Origin of the sequence: Corallococcus sp. CA049B (genome assembly GCF_003611685.1) — a bacterium.
GTDB classification, from domain to species: domain Bacteria; phylum Myxococcota; class Myxococcia; order Myxococcales; family Myxococcaceae; genus Corallococcus; species Corallococcus coralloides.
This window is the reverse complement of the sequence record NZ_RAWC01000093.1, coordinates 13345-31981: the sequence shown is the minus strand read 5'-3', so window position 1 is coordinate 31981 and position 18637 is coordinate 13345. Positions and strand designations below refer to the sequence as shown.

Genomic DNA, 18637 nt, shown 5'->3' with positions numbered 1-18637 from the left:
ACGCGGGCCTCTTCAGAGGGGGACGGCGAAAAAAGCAGGGCCGAACCAAGGTTTTCCGCGGCCGACGTATTGAAGGCGAGGTGGGGATGCTGGGGGCAGAGCCACCAGGGTCCAAGGGCTCGGGACGCAGAGCGGACCGGGCGGAGGGGGAAAGGGTTTCGGGGGTCGATCTTCCGGGACTCAAGGTTTTCGGTAGTCGACGTCTTGAAGGAAAAGCAGGACGGACGCGGAGCTTTGGGGGCCGCATCCGAGAGGGGGACCCCTCGGGGGAGGGGTTGAGTTACTGGGAGCGCGTCGAGGGGGCGCGCTCCCAGTATTTTTTTGTGCGCCAGGGGCTGGTGCCGCGCGGCGGGTAGAATCGCCCGGCATGAACGCTCCGTCCTTCGAAAAGCCCTGGCGGGAAGCCTTCGAGGACTACTTCCGGTGGTCCACGCAGGGGCCGCAGACCGTGGGCATCGACCTGGGCGCCAATCCGCTCGCGCCCATGGCCAGCCACCCCGTGCTCTGGCGACTGGCCCTCCCGTTGAAGAACCCGATGTCGAACGGGCTCCGGGACAGCGACGAGGAGGACGCGGTGTTCGCGGTGCAGGGCGCGCTGGAGGCGTGCTTGCGTCCCCTGGGGCTGCTGAGGGTCGGGCACCTCGTGGATCAAGGCGTGCAGTTCGTCTACCTGTATGGCCCGAAGTCCATCACGGCCAGGCAGGTACGGCCGCTCGTGCGGGCCCATCAGGGGACCTATGACGTGGGCGTGTCACGGACGTGGGACCCCCACTGGACGGCGTATCTCCGGATGCTCTTCCCGCCGCCCCTGCACTATCAGTTGAGGATGAACCGCCAGCGGGTCGCGCTCCTGCGAGCGGAGGGGGAGCCGCTGGACGTGGCCCGCAGGGTGGAGCACCGCGTGTCCTTCCAGGTGGGGCCGTTCGCGCAGGACGCGGAGGCCCGGCTGAGGAGCGCGGGGTTCCAGGGCTTCCGGTGTGAGCTCGTCTGGGCGCCCGGGCGCGTGCTCGGGGTGGAGTGGCGCCTGGACTTCCACCGGGTGGACACCGTGGACGACGCGCGGGTGGACGCGGTGGCCGAGGAGATCCAAGACATCGTGGAGTCGTACCACGGCACGTATGACGGCTGGGACTGCCTGCTCGTGGCGGAGGACTTCTAGCTAGCCGCTGGAGACGACGCGCAGGCTTTCGCGGGGGGGCTTCGTGGCGCCGGGCAGCTCCAGGACGTGGGCGCCTTCGGCTTCGAAGTGCTCGCGCAGCCACGGGTGGCAGGTGAAGGCGATGACCTGGTGGGCCTCCGCCAGCCTCGCGAAGAGCCGCACCGCGCCCCGGGCCCGCTCTGGATCGAAGTTCACCAGCACGTCGTCCGTGATGAGCGGCAGCGCGCCCCGGGTCTCTCCGAAGTCGCGGATGACGGCCAGCCGGAACGCGAGGAACAGCTGCTCGCGCGTGCCCCGGGACAGCTGCTCCGCGCTCCAGTCCCTGGCGCCGTCGCTCACCCGCAGCTCGCGCGCGTCCCCGGCCGGGATGAAGACGCGGCGGTAGCGCCCCGCCGTCAGCTCGGAGAACAGCTCGCTCGCCAGTTGGATGACGCGCGGCTGCTGCTCCTCCTCGAACCTGCGGCGCGCCCTTCCGAGCAACGCCAGCGTCAGCCGGTCCGCCGCGTAGCGCGTGGCCAGCTCCGCCGCCTTCGCGCGCAGCGTCTCCTCCTGGATGCGCAGCCGCGACACGCGGTCGTCGTTCTCCCACTGCGACAGCTGCGTCTTCAGACTGCCCTGCTCCGTGAGCACGGCCTTGTGGCGTTCGCTCTCGGCCTTGTGGCGCTCGCGCAGCGTGGCGAGCTGTTCCTTCAGGCCCGTCTCACCGCCCGCCGCGTGGACCTCCTCGTTCGCCGCGTTCTCACCCAGGCCGGTGAGCGCCTGCACCCGCTGGACGTGCTCGCGCACCCGGGCCGCCAGCTCCGCGTACCTTCGCGCCTGCACCGCGCGGCGGCGGAAGGTGGCCTCGTCCTGGCAGCCGCCTTCCGTGAGCAGCGCCTCCCACGCCTGGTCCTCGTCCAGTGACAGCTGGTCCAGCCGCGCCTTCTCCGCCAGCAGCTCGCCGCGCTGGCCGTCCAGGTGCCGCTGGTCCGCAGCCCGGGAGCGCACTTCTTCCAGCGCCACGGACACCCGCGCGGCCACCGTCTCCGGAGGCCCCTCGGGCAGGGCCGCCGCCCGCGCTTCCTGCAAGAGCCGCGTCGTCACCGCGTTGCACGCGGCCTCCGCCACCGTGAACTCCTCTTCGTCCGTGCGCAGGTCCAACAGCCGCTGCCGCAGCGCCGCGGCATCCAGCCACAGCGTCAGCGCCGACGCCGCGGAGAGGGCCTCCGGGAAGCGGCGCGCCACCAGGAACGCCATCCACTCCTCGCGCAGCACCTCCTCGCGCTGGCTCGCGCGCAGCCGCGCCTCCTCCACGCGCTGGTCCTCGCGCACCGCCGTGTCCCAAGCGGTGCGCAGCGTGTCCTCCTCGCGCACCAGCAGCTCGCGCCGCTCGGCCTGCGTCAGCAGCTCCGCGAGCTGTAACTCCTGCGCGGCCAGGTCCGACAGCGACGCGCCCGGGGACAGCCCCGCCGCGCCGGAGGCGTTCAATAGCTCGCGTTGGAGCAGCTCCTCCCGCGCGCACATCGCGGCCTGCACCGAGCGGAAGCGCTCCTCCTCCTGCTGCCGCCAGCGGTGCCGCGCCGCCTGCGCCTCCAGGCTGGCCTTGCGCGCCGTCTCCACGCGGTGGCGCACGAACAGCAGCAACCCCACCAGCAGCAGGCCGCCCACCGCGCACAGCACGCCCACCGACGGACCCGCGAGCCACGCCGCGAGCGCCGCGAACCCCCACGCCACGATGGCCGCCGACACCACCCACGACAGCGGCAACAGCGAGCGCAGCGGCACCGCGTCCGTGGGCGCCCGCACGCCGTCCATCTGACGGCGCTGCTCCATCCGCTGCTCGGCCAGCCGTTCCAAATCTCCGCGCACCGCGCGCATCCGCCCCACCGCCGCCTGCCGCTGCCGCACCTGCGCGGGCCGCTCCTCGGGCAATACCTCCAGCTCCGCCTGGACCCTCCCCAGCGCTGTCTCCAGCCGCGCCCGCTCCTCGCGCGTGCGCGCCTGCTCCGCCTCCGCCTGCGCGAGCGCCGAGTCCGCCGCGTCCAGCCTCCCCGCGAGCGACTCCAGCTCTCCTCGCGCCCTCGCGCCCAGGTCCAGCGCGAGCAATCCGCCCGCGTCCACCGCGAGCCCCAGCTCTCCCAGCGACTGCTCCAGCTGCCGCCGCCGCGACGTGAGCGACGCCCTGCGCGCGGGCAGCGAGCGGAGCTGTTCGGAGTGTCCGGAGTACGTGGCCAGCGCCGTGCGCAGGGACTCCGCGCGCTCGCGCACGGGCCATGGGGCCGCCAGCCGCTCCCGAGCTTCTTCGATGGGCGTCAGCCGCTCATGCAGCTGCGCCTGCTGGGCGCGGTACGTCTTGCGCCGCTGGAGCACGTCCTCCAGCCGCGTCTCCGCGCCCGGCGGGAAGGTGTCCAGCACCGGCAGCGTGGCCAGCTCCGCCCGGTCGCGCGCGAGCACCGCCAGGTCCCCCAGCGCGGACTCCAATCGCGAGGCGCGGTCCAGCGCATGCTCGGTGTGCTTGCGCGCCACCTCCAGCGCGTGGCCCTCCGCGATGCGCTCCGCCAGCTGGTCGCGCGTGGAGAAGTAGAGCGCGGGCCGGTCTCCCGCTTCACGCAGCGCCTGCTGCACCTCCTCCAGTTCCTTCATCACGCGGTTCAGCTCGGGCTTCTGCCCGCGCGGCGCGTACAGCGCTTCGGCGTCCTTGCGCAGCCGCTCCACCGCCTCCGGCAGCCTCCGCGCGCCCTGCATGCCCGCGGCGAACAGCGCCTCCGATACGCCGCGCTGCTGCGCGAGCCGCTGGAACGAGGACAGCTCATCCAGGCGGAAGGCGAACACCTCGAAGAACAGCTCGCGCGGCACGTCCGCCAGCGCCTGGTCGAGCAGCGTCTCCGGCAGCGGCTGTCCATCCAGGCCGCGCACCGTGAGCGTGCCCTCCGACGCGCGCTTGCCGCCGTGGCGGTGCACCACCAGCGGGCCGACGGCTGTCTCCAGCCACAGCTCACCGCCGAAGAGCGCGCCCTCCGGTTCGTAGCGCTCCGGCTGGCCGCGCTTCTCGAAGCCGAACAGCACGCCACGCAGGAACGCGAGCAGCGTGCTCTTGCCCGCCTCGTTGGGCCCGTACAGCAGCGTGAGCCCCGGCCCCGGCGTCCCCGAGTACCCTCGGAAGTGCCCGAAGCCGTCCACCTGGAAGCGGTTGATGCGCAGGCCCGGCTTCATGATGCCTCCTCGTGGAGGTGCTCCACGCCGCGCTGGCCCGCCTGCGCCACCAGCTCCGGCCGGGGCGCCTCCAGCGCGTCCACGCCCAGCCGCTTGAGCCGCTGTCCCAGCGTCGTCAGGTCCTCGTCGTCCCACAGCGACGCGAGCGCTTCGTCGTCATGGGACAGCGCCTGCGCCTCTTCCAGCAGCGTGCCCAGGAAGCCGCCCCCGGCGCGCACCGCCTCCAGGTCCACCTCCGGCCGGCTGCCATCACGCAGCGACTCCAGCAGCACCGGCGGATGCGCGCGCGCCAGCCGCTCGCGCAGGTACGCCTCCAGCTGCGTCCTCGCGCCGGGCCTCGCGAGCTCCCGATGCAGCGGGCCGCGTCCGGCCAGCGTGAGGCGCACCGCGTGCCCGTCGAAGTCCTCCGCGCAGCGCGACTCCACCACCTCCGTGGCCACCGCCTGGAGCAGGTCCAGCGACGTGACGCCCGCGAGCGGCACGTCCAGCCGGTGCCAGCGCACGCGGTCCACCGGCACGAACCTCCTGCGCGCGACGCCGTCCTCCACGTCCACCACCACGCAGCCGCGCTCGCCTGTCTCGTGCACGTGCCGGCCCTGCGGGTTGCCGGGGTACACCGCCACGCCGCCTCCGGGTAGCAGGTGCTCCGCGCGCGTGTGCACGTGCCCCAAGGCCCAGTAGTCCAGCCCACCCGCCGCCAGGTCCGCGGCCGTGCAGGGCGCGTAGTTGGCGTGGCCCGCGTCGCCGCCCAGGTTCGCGTGCAGCAGGCCCACGCTGAAGTGCTCGCCGGTGCGGCGGAACCTCGCGGACAGGTTCTCGCGCACCTCCACGTCCGGATAGGACACGCCCTGCACGTGGCACAGGCGCCGGCCCTCGCGCCGGACCTCCACGTCCTCCCACTCCGGGCCGAACACCTTCACCGACGCGGGCAGCCCCAGCGTGCCGGTGTCTCCGCTCAGCGGGTCATGGTTGCCGTGGACGATGAAGGTCTGGATGCCCGCGCGGTCCAGCCGCGACAGCTCCGTGCGCAGCGCCAGCCGCGCGCGCACCGAGCGGTCCTTCACGTCGAACAGGTCCCCGGCCAGCAGCAGGAACGTCACGCGCTCGCGCAGGCACACGTCCACGATGCGCGCGAGCGCATGGAAGGTGGACTGCTGGAAGCGCTCCAGGAGCGGGCCGTGCGTGGCCACTCCCCGGAACGGCGTGTCCAGATGGAGATCCGCGGCGTGCACGAAGGAGAAGCGCATCGTGCGGGCACCGTACCCGAGTCCTGCCGTCCTCCCGACTTTCCCACCCCCCGGGGTGATGCACGGGTGGACACAGGTGGTGCCCCCAGGTCCTACTGGGCGTTCACCGGTGGAAATCCAGCACGTTGGATGCGCGTCCAGTCCTCTTGCGCTTCGCGCGAAGTCCCGCACGGGCACCCTGCGATTCGCACGACACGAGCGCCCGCATCCCTTCGCCAACCTCGCGGGGGTGCTGGAGTCCCGACCTGGTGAAGACTTGAAGAAGGGCGCGGGCGTGCCACCCGGGCACGCCCGCGCCGTCCCGAGGCTCATGGCCTAGCGGGTGGGCTCGGGGACCGAGCCACCCGTGTGCCCGGTGTCGGTGTTGCCGCTGGATTCCGGCGTCATGGAGCCGCCGGTGGTGCTGCCCGAGCCACCGGAGCCCTCCATGCCGGATCCGCCCGTGCCCGCGTCGTAGCCGGATCCGCCCGTGCCCGCGTCGTAGCCGGCTCCACCCGTGCCCTGATCCATCGTCGAACCTTCGCCCTGGCTCGGGTGCGTGCTCGGTTCCTGCCCCCCGCCCATGCTGGGCTCAGTGCCCTGGGTCCCCTGCGTGCCCTGGGTCCCCTGGGTGCTTCCGGCGCCTCCCGTCCCACCCATGCCCTCCTGCGAGCGCTCCTTGCTCTGGCACCCCGTCAGGGCCATCGCGCCCGCCACCGCCCCCAGCACCATCCATCGCGTGAAACCCTTCATGCTCGACCCCCCTTGTTGGTGTGACGAACCCAAGGCTGGGGGTGGAATGGAGCGGGAGCATCGTCCGGGGGCTGCACGATGCCGGGCCGCCCTCTCAGCGTGCCATGGGGCAGGGGCCCGCAGGCCCGTCTGCCCGTGGGCAAGGGATCAGACCTCGCGGCGCAGCACGAGCAGCGCGTACTCCAGCCCGCCATCCAGCAGGCCCTGTTGCAGCCACAGGTGCTCGCGGCGCGACTCGGCGCGCACGGCGTTGAGCGCGGCGCGCAGGCTGTGGGCGTCCGTGGGCGCGCGGGCCAGGTGCTCGTGGACGCGCAGCTCCGAGCTCAGCGTCCAGAAGCCCACCGCTCGCGCGGACACGTCGTCATGTGCCTCCAGCTCCAGGCCCGCGTCGCGCGCGTCGGCGAGGAACGCGTTCACGCTGCCCAGGTGCCGGCTCCACGCGTTCTCGGAGGGATGCACGGCGTTGGGCCGCACCCAGAAGCAGTCCGCGATGGCGAGCATGCCGCCGGGCTTGAGCCGGGCGTGCACGCCGCGCAGCCACTCCGAGCGGGGCTGGGCACAGGTGTTCTCCACGGCGATGACGGCGTCGTAGCACTCGCGGGTCCGGGGCGGCTCGCCCGTGCACTGCCGGACCTGCACGTGCGCGCCCATGCCCGCCTCGTGCACGAAGCGGCGCACCTGCTCCAGGTGCGTGGGCACGGTCACCATCGCCGTCACGCGCGCGCGGTGCTCCTGGGCCCAGTACAGCGCGCTGCCGCCCAGGACGCTGCCCACGTCGAGCACCTCGCCGCCGTCCGGGAAGGGGCCCATGGCGCGTGCGAGCTCCGCGAGCATCGCCTCCTGCGAGTCCCTCAGCCGCTCGCGCAGCTCCGGCCCCGGCGTGCCGGGCGGAGGCAGCCGGTCCACCAGCCCCGTGTGGCAGTACACGCGGGGGCGCGTGCCCTGGCGGGCGAGGCCGCGCGCGGCGAGGGCTTCATGGTAGGCGCGCACGTCGAAGGGCGTGAGCAGGGCCGGGCCGCTGGACGGGGCCACCGCCTCATTCGCTTCGCGCCCGCGCGTCAGGGTCGTGGACGGCGTCAGGGTGGGGGCGCTGAGGGGCTTCATGGGTACTCCCGGGGCAGCAGGATGCGGAGCAGGGCGCCGCCTCCTGGTCCGTTGTGCCGGTGCAGCAGGCCTCCGCTGGCGCGGAGCAGGCACTCGCTGGTGTAGAGGCCCAGCCCCGTTCCCTGGGACTTGGTCGTGTAGAGCTCCTCCGCGGGCGCGTTGAGGCGCTCCGGAGGGAAGCCGGGTCCGTCGTCCTCGATCTCCACCTCCAGGCGTCCGCTGAGGGGTTCGGTGCGTGCTCGGATGAAGACCCGGGACGCGCCCTGTTCGCCATTGCCCTCGCATGCGTTGACAACCAGGTTCTCCACCACCCGGCGCAGCGTGAGCGGCCCGCCGCGCAGGAGCGCGCGAGGCGGCTGGGACCTCGGCAGCTCCACGTGGATGTCCACGTCGGGGAAGCGCAGGGACACCTGGGCCTGCACGGACTCCAGCACCAGCCCCAGGTCCACGGCCTCCGGCTCCGTGCCGGCGAAGCGGCGGCTCTTGGCGCGCACCTCCTTCACCATCTCCTGGAGCTGCCGCAGGCTGTCCTGGAGCTGGCGCGCCTGGTCCTCGAAGCCGGTGCGCGCGAGCACGCCGCGCTGCGTGCCGAAGGCCTTCATCATGTCCGCGGCGGTGCCGGCGTCGTGCAGCGCCTGGTCCATGCCCTGGTGGTGGCCCAGGATTTCGGCCATGGCCTGGGTGAGGCGGCCCACGTCGCGCTCCTGCTGCTCCACGAGCTGCGCGTGCACGGCGGCGCGCAGGCGGTCCGCGTCCGCGCGGGCCTGGTCGTAGCGCATGGCGAGCGAGCCCAGGTACACCTGCGCGACCAGGGCCGCGGGCCCCACGACGGCGAGCAGCAGCCCGTTCTGGGAGTGCCACGCCAGGACCGCCGCGCCCAGCAGGGCCGCGAGCGTGCCGGCCAGGAGGAAGGGCTCGCGGCACGTCACGCGGTAGCGCCGGCCATGCACCGCCGAGGTGCCGATGAGCAGCACGCCGAGGATGAGCGCCCCGGAGGGCGCGGCGAGCGCGGTGAGGCCCGCGAGGAAGAAGTGCTCCAGCGCCAGGCCCGGCAGCCACGCGAGCCAGCTCCCCGCGCCTACTCGCCGGTGGCGTGCGTGCACGAAGGCGAAGGCGACGCGGTGGACGGCGCCGGGAAGGAAGCACGCGAGCGCGGAGGTGAGGGGCACGGCGAAGAAGGTGTGGACGCCGGGGGCCCACGCGACGGCGCCCACGAGCGCCGAGCCCCGGAGGAGATGGCCCGCGAGGGGGCGCACGCGCAGGGACGCGAGGAGCCGGCCCGCGTCCTGGGCGCGCATCCAGCGGCGGAAGGCCGTCACTCCCTGGCAGGAGGACAGGGGCGGGGACTTCATGCGCGCGCTCCGGTGCCGGTCCGCGACACGGCGGCGCGGGCAGGACGGCGCCCGGACGGATGCAGGTCTCCGCGATACGGACGCATGCTGGTCAACCCCCCGGCGCCAGGCACAGCCCTCGACACGGAGAAGCAAACGGCGGCGGGGGCCCCCCGGTCAAACGCGGGGGCATGGGCATTGTTGGCCAGTCCGCCGTCCCTGGCTTTCCGGTCAGGGAGCGTGATGACTCCTGTCCGGAGCGACAGTGCTTGGGAGGGCGTGCGGGGCGCGATAGAGGGGCGCCCCATGCGTGACAGAATCCAGACGGTGTTGCGGCAGCTGGCTCAAGCTCCGGAGTTGGAAGTGCGGTGGCTGCACACGTTGTCGCTCTTGGAGTTCATCGGGGCGCGGAAGATTTCGCGCACGGTGGCGGACCGGCACCCGTCGCTGGAGGTGCTGGGGCACCTGGCGGACGAGACGCGCCACGCGTTCACGTTCAAGCGCCTGGCCTGTGAGGTGGCGGGCCGCGAGGACGTGACGGAGTTCCTGAGCGTGGACGCGGCGTCGGCGTGGTTCCAGTCGTTGGACCGGCAGCTGGCGGAGTGGGTGACGGGCATCACGGGGACGACGGACGTGTACCTGCACTACCTGCTCACCACGGCGGTGGTGGAGCGCCGGGCGATGGTGCTCTACCCGCTCTACAAGGCGGCCACGCGGCACGCGGTGGTGCGCGAGGAGCTGGGGCGCGTGGTGGTGGAGGAGCAGTCCCACCGCCGCGCCATCGAGGATGCGTGCACGGACCGCCTGACCAAGGTGGGCACGACGCTGGAGCCCGCGCTCGCGCTGGAGGAGCGCCTGTTCGAGACGTTCCTCACCCAGCTGGAGAAGGACGTGGCCCAGGCGCTCGCGGGAGCGCAGGCGGCCTGAGCCGTCACTCCGGTGACGGCTCGTCTTCGCCGTCACCGGCCGCGCTGGAGAGCACCAGCTTCCCGCCCGTCCACGCCGCCTGGAGGTTCCTCGCGCGGCGTGCTCGCTTGCGGCTCAGCTCCACGCCCACCGCGTCCAGACCCAGGGCGTTGGCCACCGCGAGCGCGGTGCCGTGGCCGCAGAAGGGGTCCACCACCGTGCGCGTGCGCGTCTGCTCCAGGATGAAGCGGCAGGCCACGAGGCACGCGTTGAGCCCCATGCCTCGCGTCCACGTCACCTCTCCGGGGTCCGGCAACACGTCCGCCGTGGACTTCGCCGGGTCCGCCTTCAGCCCCCGGCTGAAACACAGCAGGTGCGAGTACGCGGGCCTCCCGAACGTCACCGTCCCCGGCGTCCTGCGGCACACCACCTTGTGCCAGAGCGTGTCGCACCCCGCCATCTCCGCCGCCTTCGACACCAGGTAGCCCTTGTCCACCCACGCCCCGTCCTTCTTCACGTCGGACTGGTAGAACACCGCCACCCCGTCCGCTGGCACCCGCGACAACACCTTCGCCGCCGCCCCCACGAACCAGTCCTTCCACTGGGGCACCGTGAGCTGCGGGAACTCGGAGACGTCCGGCAGCGACGCCACCATCGAGCACCCCTCCAGCACCGGCCGCGCGTCCAGCCACGCGAGCGCGTCCTCGCAGTACACCGTGCGCTTCGCTCCCGCCGTCCCGCTGCGTCCATCCGTCATGACGCACCCGAGTCTGCCGCAAGCGCGCACCCGCTCCCACCCTTCATTCCCTCCACGTGCACCTACTCGTCAGGACAGCTCGCCCCTCGGACCGTCAGGCAACCCCCGAGCAGGTGGACGGCCATGCCCCAGTCGTGGCTTGCTACGCCTCCCCCAGCAAGACGTGACTTCTCAGTCTTTCCCCTCGAAGAGGACAGCCCCCATGCCCACGACCAACGCGACGGATGGAACTCCCCTGAACTACCGGGTGTTCGGGGACGGCCCTCGCGACGTGGTGCTGGTGCACGGGTGGATGGTGTCCGGCGCGGTGTGGGACGCGATGCTGGAGAAGCTGGACATGACCGGCCTGCGGCTCATCGTCCCGGACCACCGGGGCACCGGGGCGTCCGGGCGTCCGGCGTCGGGGTACACGCTGGCGCAGTACGCCAAGGACGTGCTCGCGGTGGCGGACCATGCGAAGGCGCAGCGCTTCGCGCTGGTGGGCCACAGCATGGGCGGGCAGATCGCCAAGTGGGTGGCGGCGGAGGCGCCTTCGCGCGTCAGCGGACTGGTGCTGCTCAACACGGTGCCCGCGGCGGGGCTGCCCCTGCCTCCGGACGCGGCCGGGCTGTTCCGCACCTCCGCGGGGGACCGGGAGAAGCAGAAGACCATCCTGGGCCTGGCCTGCAAGCAGCTGTCGCCGGAGTCGCTGGAGGTCCTGCTGAAGGACTCGGCCGAGGTGTCGAAGGACGCCATCGAGCAGTGCTTCGATTCCTGGACGGCGGGCGGCTTCGCGGACCGGCTGTCCGCCATCACCTCGCCCACGCTGGTGGTGGCCACGGATGATCCGTTCCTGCCGCCCACGTTCCTCCGGCAGGCGGTGGTGGGGCTCATCCAGAACGCGCGCATGACGTACCTGCCGGGGCCGGGGCACTACCCCCAGGTGGAGCGTCCGGCGGAGACGGCCGCGCTGGTGTCGGCGTTCCTCGCGGGCAACGCCGCGCAGGCTTGAAGGAGGACATGCCATGGCCTGGGGTATGTCGTTCGAGCGCGACGACGAGCACGACGTCGTCACCGCGAACTTCACCGACTGCATCCTGGTGTCGGACGAGGACGTGTTCCGCTGGCGGGACGAGGTGGAGGCGCAGTTCGCCAGGTTCAACGGACGGGTGGACCTGCTCATCAACCTGAGCGGGCTCATCGTCCGCCACACGGCGGGGCGCACCTTCGGCAAGGTGCGCCGCGAGGTGCTGGAGCGCAACACGCACCGCTCGTACCGCTACGGCGGCGACGAGATGACGCTCATGTACATTGGCACCAGCGGCGTCATCAACGGCGCCGCGGTGAACCACTTCCCCACGCGCGAGGCCGCGCTGGCGGCCCTGCTCGCCGAGCGCGAGAGCCTGCGCAAGCGCGGCTTCACGCCGTTCCTGCCGGGCGTCGTCACCTCCAAGCGCTGAAGGACCCGCGGGCTACACGCCGGCGAACCACTCGTAGCCCCGGTCCTCCCAGGTGCCCCCCGTGGCCTCCGGGAGGAAGCGCACGGTGGTGAGGTACTTCACCATCTTGTAGCCCAGCTTCACGCCCGAATAGAGGCGCAGCGGCGCGCCGTGGCCGGGGATGAGCGGCGCTCCGTTCATGCCGTACGCGAGCATGGTCTGCGGGTGCAGCGCGCTCGGCGCGTCCCACGACGAGTAGTAGCCCTGGTCGAACGAGCGGAACTCCACGAACCCCGCGCGCGGGTCCGCGCCCACGGCTTCCGCCAGGTCGCGGATGGCCACGCCGTGCCAGGACGCCACCGCGCTCCAGCCCTCCACGCAGTGGTGGCGGATCCGGTAGTCGGTCCGGGGCAGCCGCCGCAGTTCCTCCAGCGTGAAGGCGCGCGGCCGGGCCACGAGTCCCTCCACCTCCAGCCTCCAGTCAGCGGGGGCCAGGGGCACGGTCTCGGAGATGAAGTAATGCGGGAAGTCGCCGGGTGGGGTGAGCTGCTCGGCGGGCTCCTCGGGGGCGAGCCGTTGGGGATGGAAGAGGGCGGATTGGGCGCGCTCGTTGAAGCGGTCCATCACGCCGAGGAAGCCCGCGCGCGGACGCTGGGAGTCGCAGGCGCTGGTGGCGAGCGCGGCGGCGCCCAGGAGGACGCGGCGGCGGGTGAGGACGCGCTCAGGCATCGGGCTTCCTCCCGCCGGTGATCATCTCCCCGAAGGTGCGCGGGTGCAGGGCGACCAGGAAGACGTGGCCCACGGTGAAGAACGCGAACAGCGCGAGCAGCAGCAGGTGCACGAAGCGCGCGGGGTCGTAGCCGCCGAAGAGCCTCGTGAGCCACTGGAGCTGCACGGGCTTGTAGAGGACGAGCCCGGACAGGAGGGACAGCGCGCCCATGAGCAGCGTGGCGGTGTACGCCAGCCGCTGGAGCCCGTTGTAGAGGCCTGTCTGCGCGGGCGCGGGGCGCAGCCGCAGGTAGTACGCGAGCGTGGCCACGGCGTCGCGCGTGTCGCGGCGCGGGAGGAACAGGCGGCGGCGCCACTCGCCGCTGATGGCGAGGTAGAGCACGTAGACGAAGCCGTTGAGGGCCAGGAACCAGCCGAACGCGAAGTGCCAGCTGCGCGCCCCCGCGAGCCAGTCCCCCAGGCGCAGCCACGACGGCGGCACGGCGTCCTGGAAGGGGTAGAGCGCGATGGGCCGCCCGCGAGCCCCCATGAGCGGATACGCGGCGAGGATCTGGAGCCCGCTGGCCGCGAGGATGGCGAGCAGCGGCACGTTGGCCCAGTGTGTGAGCCGGATGGGCCAGGGCTGGGGACGGCGGGACTCGGGCGGGTGCACTCGGCGGAATGCAGCACCGCGATGCGGTCCGGGACCATGCGGCGGGAGGGTGGCGCGAACGCTCGGGAGAGGACTTCGCCGTCGAGGGGGGTAGGCTTCCCGGATGGCTCCCGCTGCTCGCCCCACCCACCTGCTGGCCTGGATGCGTCTCTGGTGTGAGCGGCCGGGCATGTACCTGGTGGGGACCCCCGACTACGTGTCGATCAACGTGTCGTATCTGTTCATGTGCATCTTCGCGTACGACTGTGCACGCGAGGACCTGGGGCATCCGCCAGAGCATCCTGCCTTCCGGGAGTGGGTCTTCGCGAAGCGGCCGGACCTGCGACATCACCCGCACTGGTACGGCGCGGCCCTGCTGCCGGAATTGGGCAACGACCACGCACGGGTGATTGCCCGGATAGGGGAGTGGGTCGAGCAGTACAGCGCCGAGCGAGGATTGCCGTAGCACCGGCCCTCGGGTCGCGGGGGATTGGCAGGCATTGGACGGCGTGCCGGGCACACACGGCCCGTGCTCCCCGTGGATTGGACGGGTGGGAAGGGCCCGGTATCGTTCGCACTCCCGTCCGCCTTCCCCGAGGATGCCGTGACCCTGAAGCCCGCCCGTGTGTTGCACCTCGTGGGGTTGTTGCTGCTGACCACGTTCGGTTGCGTGGAGGAGGAGCCCGCCGTCACGGCGCCGCTGGCCGGGGGTGCGCGGCTCGTGGTCGCGCCGCCCCGGTCCCTGGAGGTCGTCGAGGTGACGGCCTCGGTGACGCACGCGTCGGGCGCCACGGAGACGAAGGCGCTGACGTCCGCGACGGATCCGGATGGCGGCATCGCGTGGTCGGCCGCCGTGAAGCCAGCGTCTCCCGAGGAGGAGCTCCAGCTGACCGTGACCGCCGAGGATGCCGCGGAGGCGGTGGTGGCCTCCGTGAGCCCGGACGCTAGGGTGAAGCTGCCGCTGTATGGCGAAGCGCTCGTGGTCCTGGTGCCCCTGCCGGAGTCTGGCGCGCCAGGGCTGGCCAACCATGCGCCTCGCATCCACGCGGTGCGCGCGCAAAGCGCCATCGTGGCTCCTGGCGACACCGTGGCGCTGAGCGCGCAGGTGAGTGACCAGGAGGAGGGGGCGCTGACCTACGAATGGACCGCCTCCGGCGGGGTGCTCGCCTGCGAGGACGCGACCTGTGAATGGACAGCCGCGCGCCCGCCGGTCCCCGATGCCGATGCTGGCACCGAGGGCGATGCGGGCACCGGATACGACCTGACCCTCAAGGATGACGCGATGATCCGCCTGCGGGTCACGGACGCACAGGGCGCGGAGTCCACGCTCCAGTTCCACATCGGCGTGGGCACCGTGCGCGGGCCCGCGTCGCTGAGGAAGACGTGGTTCAACCGCGCGCCCGTGGCCGCCGTGGCCGGAGAGCCCCAGCGGGTCATGCTGGGCGCTCCCTTCCAGGTCCAGGCGACGGTGACGGACGAGGACGGAGACGCGCTCACGTACGCCTGGAGCGCGACGTGCGAGGGCACCTTCGAGGGCGTCACCCGGGCCAATCCCTCCTTCACTCCGACGGCGGCGCCCCTGGACTGCGGCTGTCAGCTGAAGGGCGCCGTGACGGACAGCTTGGGTGGAAGCACGGAGCAGCTCGTGAACCTGTGCGTGCGGGCGGAGGCGCCGCCGATCGTGAAGACCACGTCGCAGTCCGCCACGAGCGCGCTCGCGGGCGAACGCGTGACGTTCACGGTGGAGGCGATGGATCCGCGCGCCGAGGCGATGACGTTCGCCTGGTCATCGAACGTGGGCGCGCTCGGCACGCCGGTGGGGGATGCCGCGGCGAGCACGGTGGACTGGACGGAGCTCTCCTGCGTGCCGACGGACGTGACGCCCACCGTGGAGTTGGTGGTGACGAACGCCTCGGGCGCGAGCTCGCGGCACTCCTTCCCCGTGACCTGGATGGGCCGGCGCTGCGGCCCGGGAGAGACCGCCTGCGCCATCACCCTGTCACCCGGACAGGTGACGCTGCGCGAGGACTGCGTGGCGCAGAGCGCGGTGTTCATCCCGGACGGCTTCACGTTCAACGGGGGCGGGCACACGCTGACCGCCTCCGAGGACGGGGCGGGGGACCACTACAAGGGCGCGGTGCTGCGCAACCGGGGCGCGGTGGCGAACGTGCGCGACGTGACGGTGACGGCGCGGAACCTGTCGGACGTGTGTGACGAGGGCGTGGACCGGCTGCGCGGCATCCTGCTGGAGGACGCGAGCAGCACCATCGAGAACACGGCGGTGAAGGACCTGAACCACGGAGGCGTCAGCGGATGCCAGGAGGGCTTCGCCATCGACGTGCGCAACAGCGCGGCGGGTGCCACGCCGGTGACCCTGGTCATCCGGAACAGCGAAGTGACGGGCTACCAGAAGGTGGGCGTGGTGGTGCAGGGGCCGGTCGAGGTGACGCTGGAGGACAACGTCATTGATGGCCTGGCGCCCACCGACCGCATCGCGCGCATCGGCATCCAGCTCGCATACGGCGTCTCCGGGCAGGTGGCGCGGAACCGGGTGCACGGCAATGCGTACCTGTGGGACGGGGACCCGAAGCGTGCGGCCACGGGCTCCGGCATCCTGGTGGTGGGCGGCGAGTACTACGGCCCGGGGCGGGAGCTGTGCCACGACCTGAGCATCGAGGACAACGAACTGGAGGAGAACGACGTCGGCGTCGACCTGTCCCAGGCGGTGGATGATTTCTTCACGGCTCCCGCCGTGTCCCAGAACATCCAGGTGCTCGGCAACACGCTGACGAAGGCGGAGCTGACCAACACCTCCTACCAGGCCGCCATCTACGACAACGGGACCGCCAACCTCATCAGCCGCAATCGGATCACCGGTGACGGCTACAACGGCGAGCTGCACGAGAACGCCATCGCCGTGGAGGTGGAGACGCAGGGCCCTGACCGTCAGGTGGGCTTCGTCACTCCGGAGCGGACACTGGAAGCGGGGGCATGCTCGGAGGAGCTGGTGGTGCAGGGCTGGGACCTGGCGGGCAACCTGGCCCCGCTGTCCGTGCCGGAGGTGGCGCTGGCCGCGTCGGATCCGGGCGCGACCTTCCACCTGCGGTCGGATTGCCTGGATGAGCCCGTGTCGGTGGTGAGCCTCAAGAACGAGCAGCGCGAAGGCATCTTCTACGTCCGCGCCGCGACCGCCGGCCCGCTGACCCTCACGGCGACGGGCGACGGCGCGAGCAAGACCCAGGTGCAGACGGTCCGCTGAGCCACGCTGTGCGTGCGCGCGGTGGACCGACAGCCGGTCCAGATGGAGTCCAGAACAGCCGGATGTTCGCCTCGGCGAAGAGGGCGCGGTAGACGAGGGCGCGTGTACGGACGGGCGGTCATTTCCTGGGTGGGGCTCTGCCTCCTGTTGCTGTTCCCCGCGTGCGCGCCGCGAGCCACGAAGCCCGCCGCGCCACCCACGCCCGCCGTGGTGCCCGGCGGCGCCGAGGGCCTGGCCCTGCGGTACCTGGAGGCCTGGGCGCGCAACGACGTGGCCGCGCAGCGCCAGGTGCTCGTGGACGCGCCCCAGGACTTCGACGCGCAGCACGCGCGCTGGAGGCAGGACCTGGGCGTCATCGCCTCGCGCTTCGACCCGGTGGTGCTCGAGTCCCAGGACGCCACCACGGCGGTGGTGAGGTTCCACGGCGTGCACACGCTGCGCGGGCTGGGTGACTGGGAGGTCGAGTCCCGCCTGCGCTTCGTGCTCCGGAACAAGCGCTGGAGCCTGCGCTGGACGCCGGAGGTGTTCCATCCCAGCGCGCGGCCCGGAGACCGCTTCGGACGCACGCGGAGCTGGGGGCCTCGCGCCGATCTGCTCGATGCGGACGGGGTTCCGCTCACCATGCCAGGAGAGGTGATTCGCGTCGGCGTGATGCCGGGCCGGGTGAAGGACCGCGCGGCCGTGGCCAGCGTGCTCCAGTCGCAGCTGGGCGTGGACCCCGCGAAGGTGCTCGCCGCGCTGAGCGCCCCGAGCGCGCAACCCGAGCAGTTCCTCGCGTTCATCGACGTGCGCCCGGAGCGCTACCAGCAGCTTCGCCCCGTGCTCGCGCCGGTGCCCGGCATCTTCTTCCGCAAGAAGCCCGCGCGCCTCAGCCCCGCGGAGGGCTTCGCCTCGCACACGCTGGGCCGGGTCGGGGACATCACGGCGGAGGCGCTCCAGGCGCTGGGCCAGCCCTACCAGCCGGGCGACGTGGTGGGCCTGTCCGGCCTGGAGCGCGCGCAGGAGCGGACGCTGGCGGGACGCCCCTCCGGCGAGGTGCGGCTCCAGCGCCGTGCCGGCGGCAGCGAGCTGCTGTACCGCTTCGACGGGGAGCCGGGACGCGCGGTGCGCACCACGTTGCGCATGGGCGTGCAGGAGGCGGCGGAGGCGGCGCTCGTGGACGTCACCCAGCCCGCCGCGCTGGTCGCGGTGGACACGGCCACGGGCCAGGTGCTGGCGGTGGCCAGCCGGCCGCTCGGAGAGGGGTGGCACCGCGCGCTGATGGGGCGCTACCCCCCGGCCTCCACGTTCAAGCTGGTGACGGCCACGGCGCTGCTCGAAAGCGGCCTGAAGCCGGACTCGCGCGTGGACTGCCCCCTGGAGGTGACGGTGGGCCGCAAGCGCTTCCGCAACTTCGAATCCGAGGTGCTGGGGACCACCACGTTGCGGCGGGCGTTCGCGCTGTCGTGCAACACGACGTTCATCCAGCTCGCGGCGAAGCTGGACCCGCGCGTGCTGGAGGACGCGGCCCGGCGCTTCGGCTTCGGGGTGCCCTACGACGTGGGGCTGCCGTCACCGGGCGCCACCTTCCCCCCGCCGAAAGACGACGCCGAGCGCGCGGCGGACGCCATGGGCCAGGGCCGCGTCCTGGTCACGCCGCTGCACATGGCCACCGTCGTGTCGGCGGCGGCCACCGGCGTCTGGCACGCGCCGCGCCTGCTCGCGGACGCGGAGCCCGGCCCGGAGTCGCGGCTGGGCCCGGGCACGACGGCCATGCTCCGCGACCTGATGCGCTCGGTGGTGACGGACGGCACGGCGAAGTCCGCCGCCGCCATGCCGGGCCTCATGGGCAAGACAGGCACGGCGGAGTTCGGCTTGTCCGTGCCGCCTGAAACCCACGCGTGGTTCGTCGGCGTGCGTGACGGCATCGGCTTCGCGGTGTTCGTGGAGGGCGGCGGCGTGGGAGGCCGCGTCGCCCTGCCGCTCGCGATCCGCTTCCTCCAGGCGTTGGACGGGGCCCTGGTCCTCTCCTTCAAGAGGGACGACGCCAGCTAGGGCACGGGGCCGTCCCTCCGAGCGCCGCGCCCCTGCTCCGCGCTGGCGGCTGGCCACCCCGGAGGACGCTGTCCACGTTGTCAGGATGGGCGCTGAACGCTTGAGCGGCCAGGGCACCGGGCCCGTGGCGCGCCTCTC

Annotated in this window: 15 protein-coding genes; 7 read left to right on the top strand and 8 right to left on the bottom strand. The window is 72.5% G+C overall.

The window, feature by feature from the left end:
* Window positions 1-367: 367 nt before the first annotated feature.
* Entirely contained in the window at window positions 368-1159 is a 792-nt protein-coding gene (locus D7W82_RS20915; RefSeq protein ID WP_120620039.1) for a DUF695 domain-containing protein, read from the top strand.
* Here D7W82_RS20915 and D7W82_RS42370 read toward each other — a convergent pair whose 3' ends face one another.
* From D7W82_RS42370 to D7W82_RS20890, 5 genes are all read right to left on the bottom strand, one after another.
* Window positions 1160-4351, bottom strand: coding sequence for an AAA family ATPase (locus D7W82_RS42370; RefSeq protein WP_120620038.1), 3192 nt, complete (start codon window positions 4349-4351; stop codon window positions 1160-1162).
* The gene (locus D7W82_RS20905) at window positions 4348-5598 is read right to left on the bottom strand and encodes a DNA repair exonuclease (RefSeq protein ID WP_120620037.1); all 1251 of its coding nucleotides are present in this window, start codon (window positions 5596-5598) and stop codon (window positions 4348-4350) included. Before D7W82_RS20905 ends, D7W82_RS42370 begins: the two co-directional genes overlap by 4 nt.
* A gap of 315 nt (window positions 5599-5913) precedes the next feature.
* Complete coding sequence (locus D7W82_RS42365) at window positions 5914-6330, bottom strand: hypothetical protein (RefSeq protein WP_304988736.1); 417 nt, start codon at window positions 6328-6330, stop codon at window positions 5914-5916.
* Window positions 6331-6477: 147 nt separating this feature from the next.
* The gene (locus D7W82_RS20895) at window positions 6478-7434 is read right to left on the bottom strand and encodes a cyclopropane-fatty-acyl-phospholipid synthase family protein (RefSeq protein WP_120620036.1); all 957 of its coding nucleotides are present in this window, start codon (window positions 7432-7434) and stop codon (window positions 6478-6480) included.
* Window positions 7431-8786, bottom strand: coding sequence for a sensor histidine kinase (locus D7W82_RS20890; RefSeq protein ID WP_120620035.1), 1356 nt, complete (start codon window positions 8784-8786; stop codon window positions 7431-7433). Before D7W82_RS20890 ends, D7W82_RS20895 begins: the two co-directional genes overlap by 4 nt.
* Window positions 8787-9071: 285 nt before the next feature.
* Between D7W82_RS20890 and D7W82_RS20885 the strand changes: the two genes are divergently transcribed.
* On the top strand, window positions 9072-9692 hold the full coding sequence (locus D7W82_RS20885; protein WP_120620034.1) for a hypothetical protein: 621 nt from the start codon (window positions 9072-9074) through the stop codon (window positions 9690-9692).
* A gap of 4 nt (window positions 9693-9696) precedes the next feature.
* Here D7W82_RS20885 and D7W82_RS20880 read toward each other — a convergent pair whose 3' ends face one another.
* A complete protein-coding gene (locus tag D7W82_RS20880; RefSeq protein WP_120620033.1) occupies window positions 9697-10428 on the bottom strand; it encodes an SAM-dependent methyltransferase in 732 nt (243 codons plus the stop codon).
* A 202-nt stretch (window positions 10429-10630) separates the two neighbouring features.
* Here D7W82_RS20880 and D7W82_RS20875 point away from each other — a divergent pair, with 202 nt between their 5' ends.
* Both D7W82_RS20875 and D7W82_RS20870 read left to right on the top strand, forming a co-directional pair.
* Window positions 10631-11419 carry an alpha/beta fold hydrolase gene (locus D7W82_RS20875; protein ID WP_120620032.1) on the top strand — a complete coding sequence of 263 codons (789 nt, stop codon included), beginning with the start codon at window positions 10631-10633 and terminating at the stop codon, window positions 11417-11419.
* A gap of 13 nt (window positions 11420-11432) precedes the next feature.
* Entirely contained in the window at window positions 11433-11867 is a 435-nt protein-coding gene (locus tag D7W82_RS20870) for a hypothetical protein (protein ID WP_120620031.1), read from the top strand.
* A 12-nt stretch (window positions 11868-11879) separates the two neighbouring features.
* On the opposite strand, the gene D7W82_RS20865 is transcribed toward D7W82_RS20870, so the two are convergent.
* Together D7W82_RS20865 and D7W82_RS20860 are read right to left on the bottom strand one after the other, a co-directional pair.
* Window positions 11880-12575: a molybdopterin-dependent oxidoreductase gene (locus tag D7W82_RS20865; RefSeq protein WP_120620030.1), complete on the bottom strand. Its 696-nt coding sequence runs from the start codon at window positions 12573-12575 to the stop codon at window positions 11880-11882.
* The gene (locus tag D7W82_RS20860; protein ID WP_120620029.1) at window positions 12568-13227 is read right to left on the bottom strand and encodes a cytochrome b/b6 domain-containing protein; all 660 of its coding nucleotides are present in this window, start codon (window positions 13225-13227) and stop codon (window positions 12568-12570) included. Before D7W82_RS20860 ends, D7W82_RS20865 begins: the two co-directional genes overlap by 8 nt.
* A 103-nt stretch (window positions 13228-13330) precedes the next feature.
* On the opposite strand from D7W82_RS20860, the gene D7W82_RS20855 reads away from it, so the two are divergent.
* The 3 genes from D7W82_RS20855 (at window position 13331) to D7W82_RS20845 (ending at window position 18499) form a co-directional block, all read left to right on the top strand.
* Complete coding sequence (locus D7W82_RS20855; protein ID WP_120620028.1) at window positions 13331-13672, top strand: hypothetical protein; 342 nt, start codon at window positions 13331-13333, stop codon at window positions 13670-13672.
* Window positions 13673-13810: 138 nt separating this feature from the next.
* Complete coding sequence (locus tag D7W82_RS20850; RefSeq protein WP_147439434.1) at window positions 13811-16465, top strand: right-handed parallel beta-helix repeat-containing protein; 2655 nt, start codon at window positions 13811-13813, stop codon at window positions 16463-16465.
* A 129-nt stretch (window positions 16466-16594) separates the two neighbouring features.
* A complete protein-coding gene (locus D7W82_RS20845; protein ID WP_233587840.1) occupies window positions 16595-18499 on the top strand; it encodes a penicillin-binding protein 2 in 1905 nt (634 codons plus the stop codon).
* The last annotated feature ends 138 nt before the right edge of the window (window positions 18500-18637 follow it).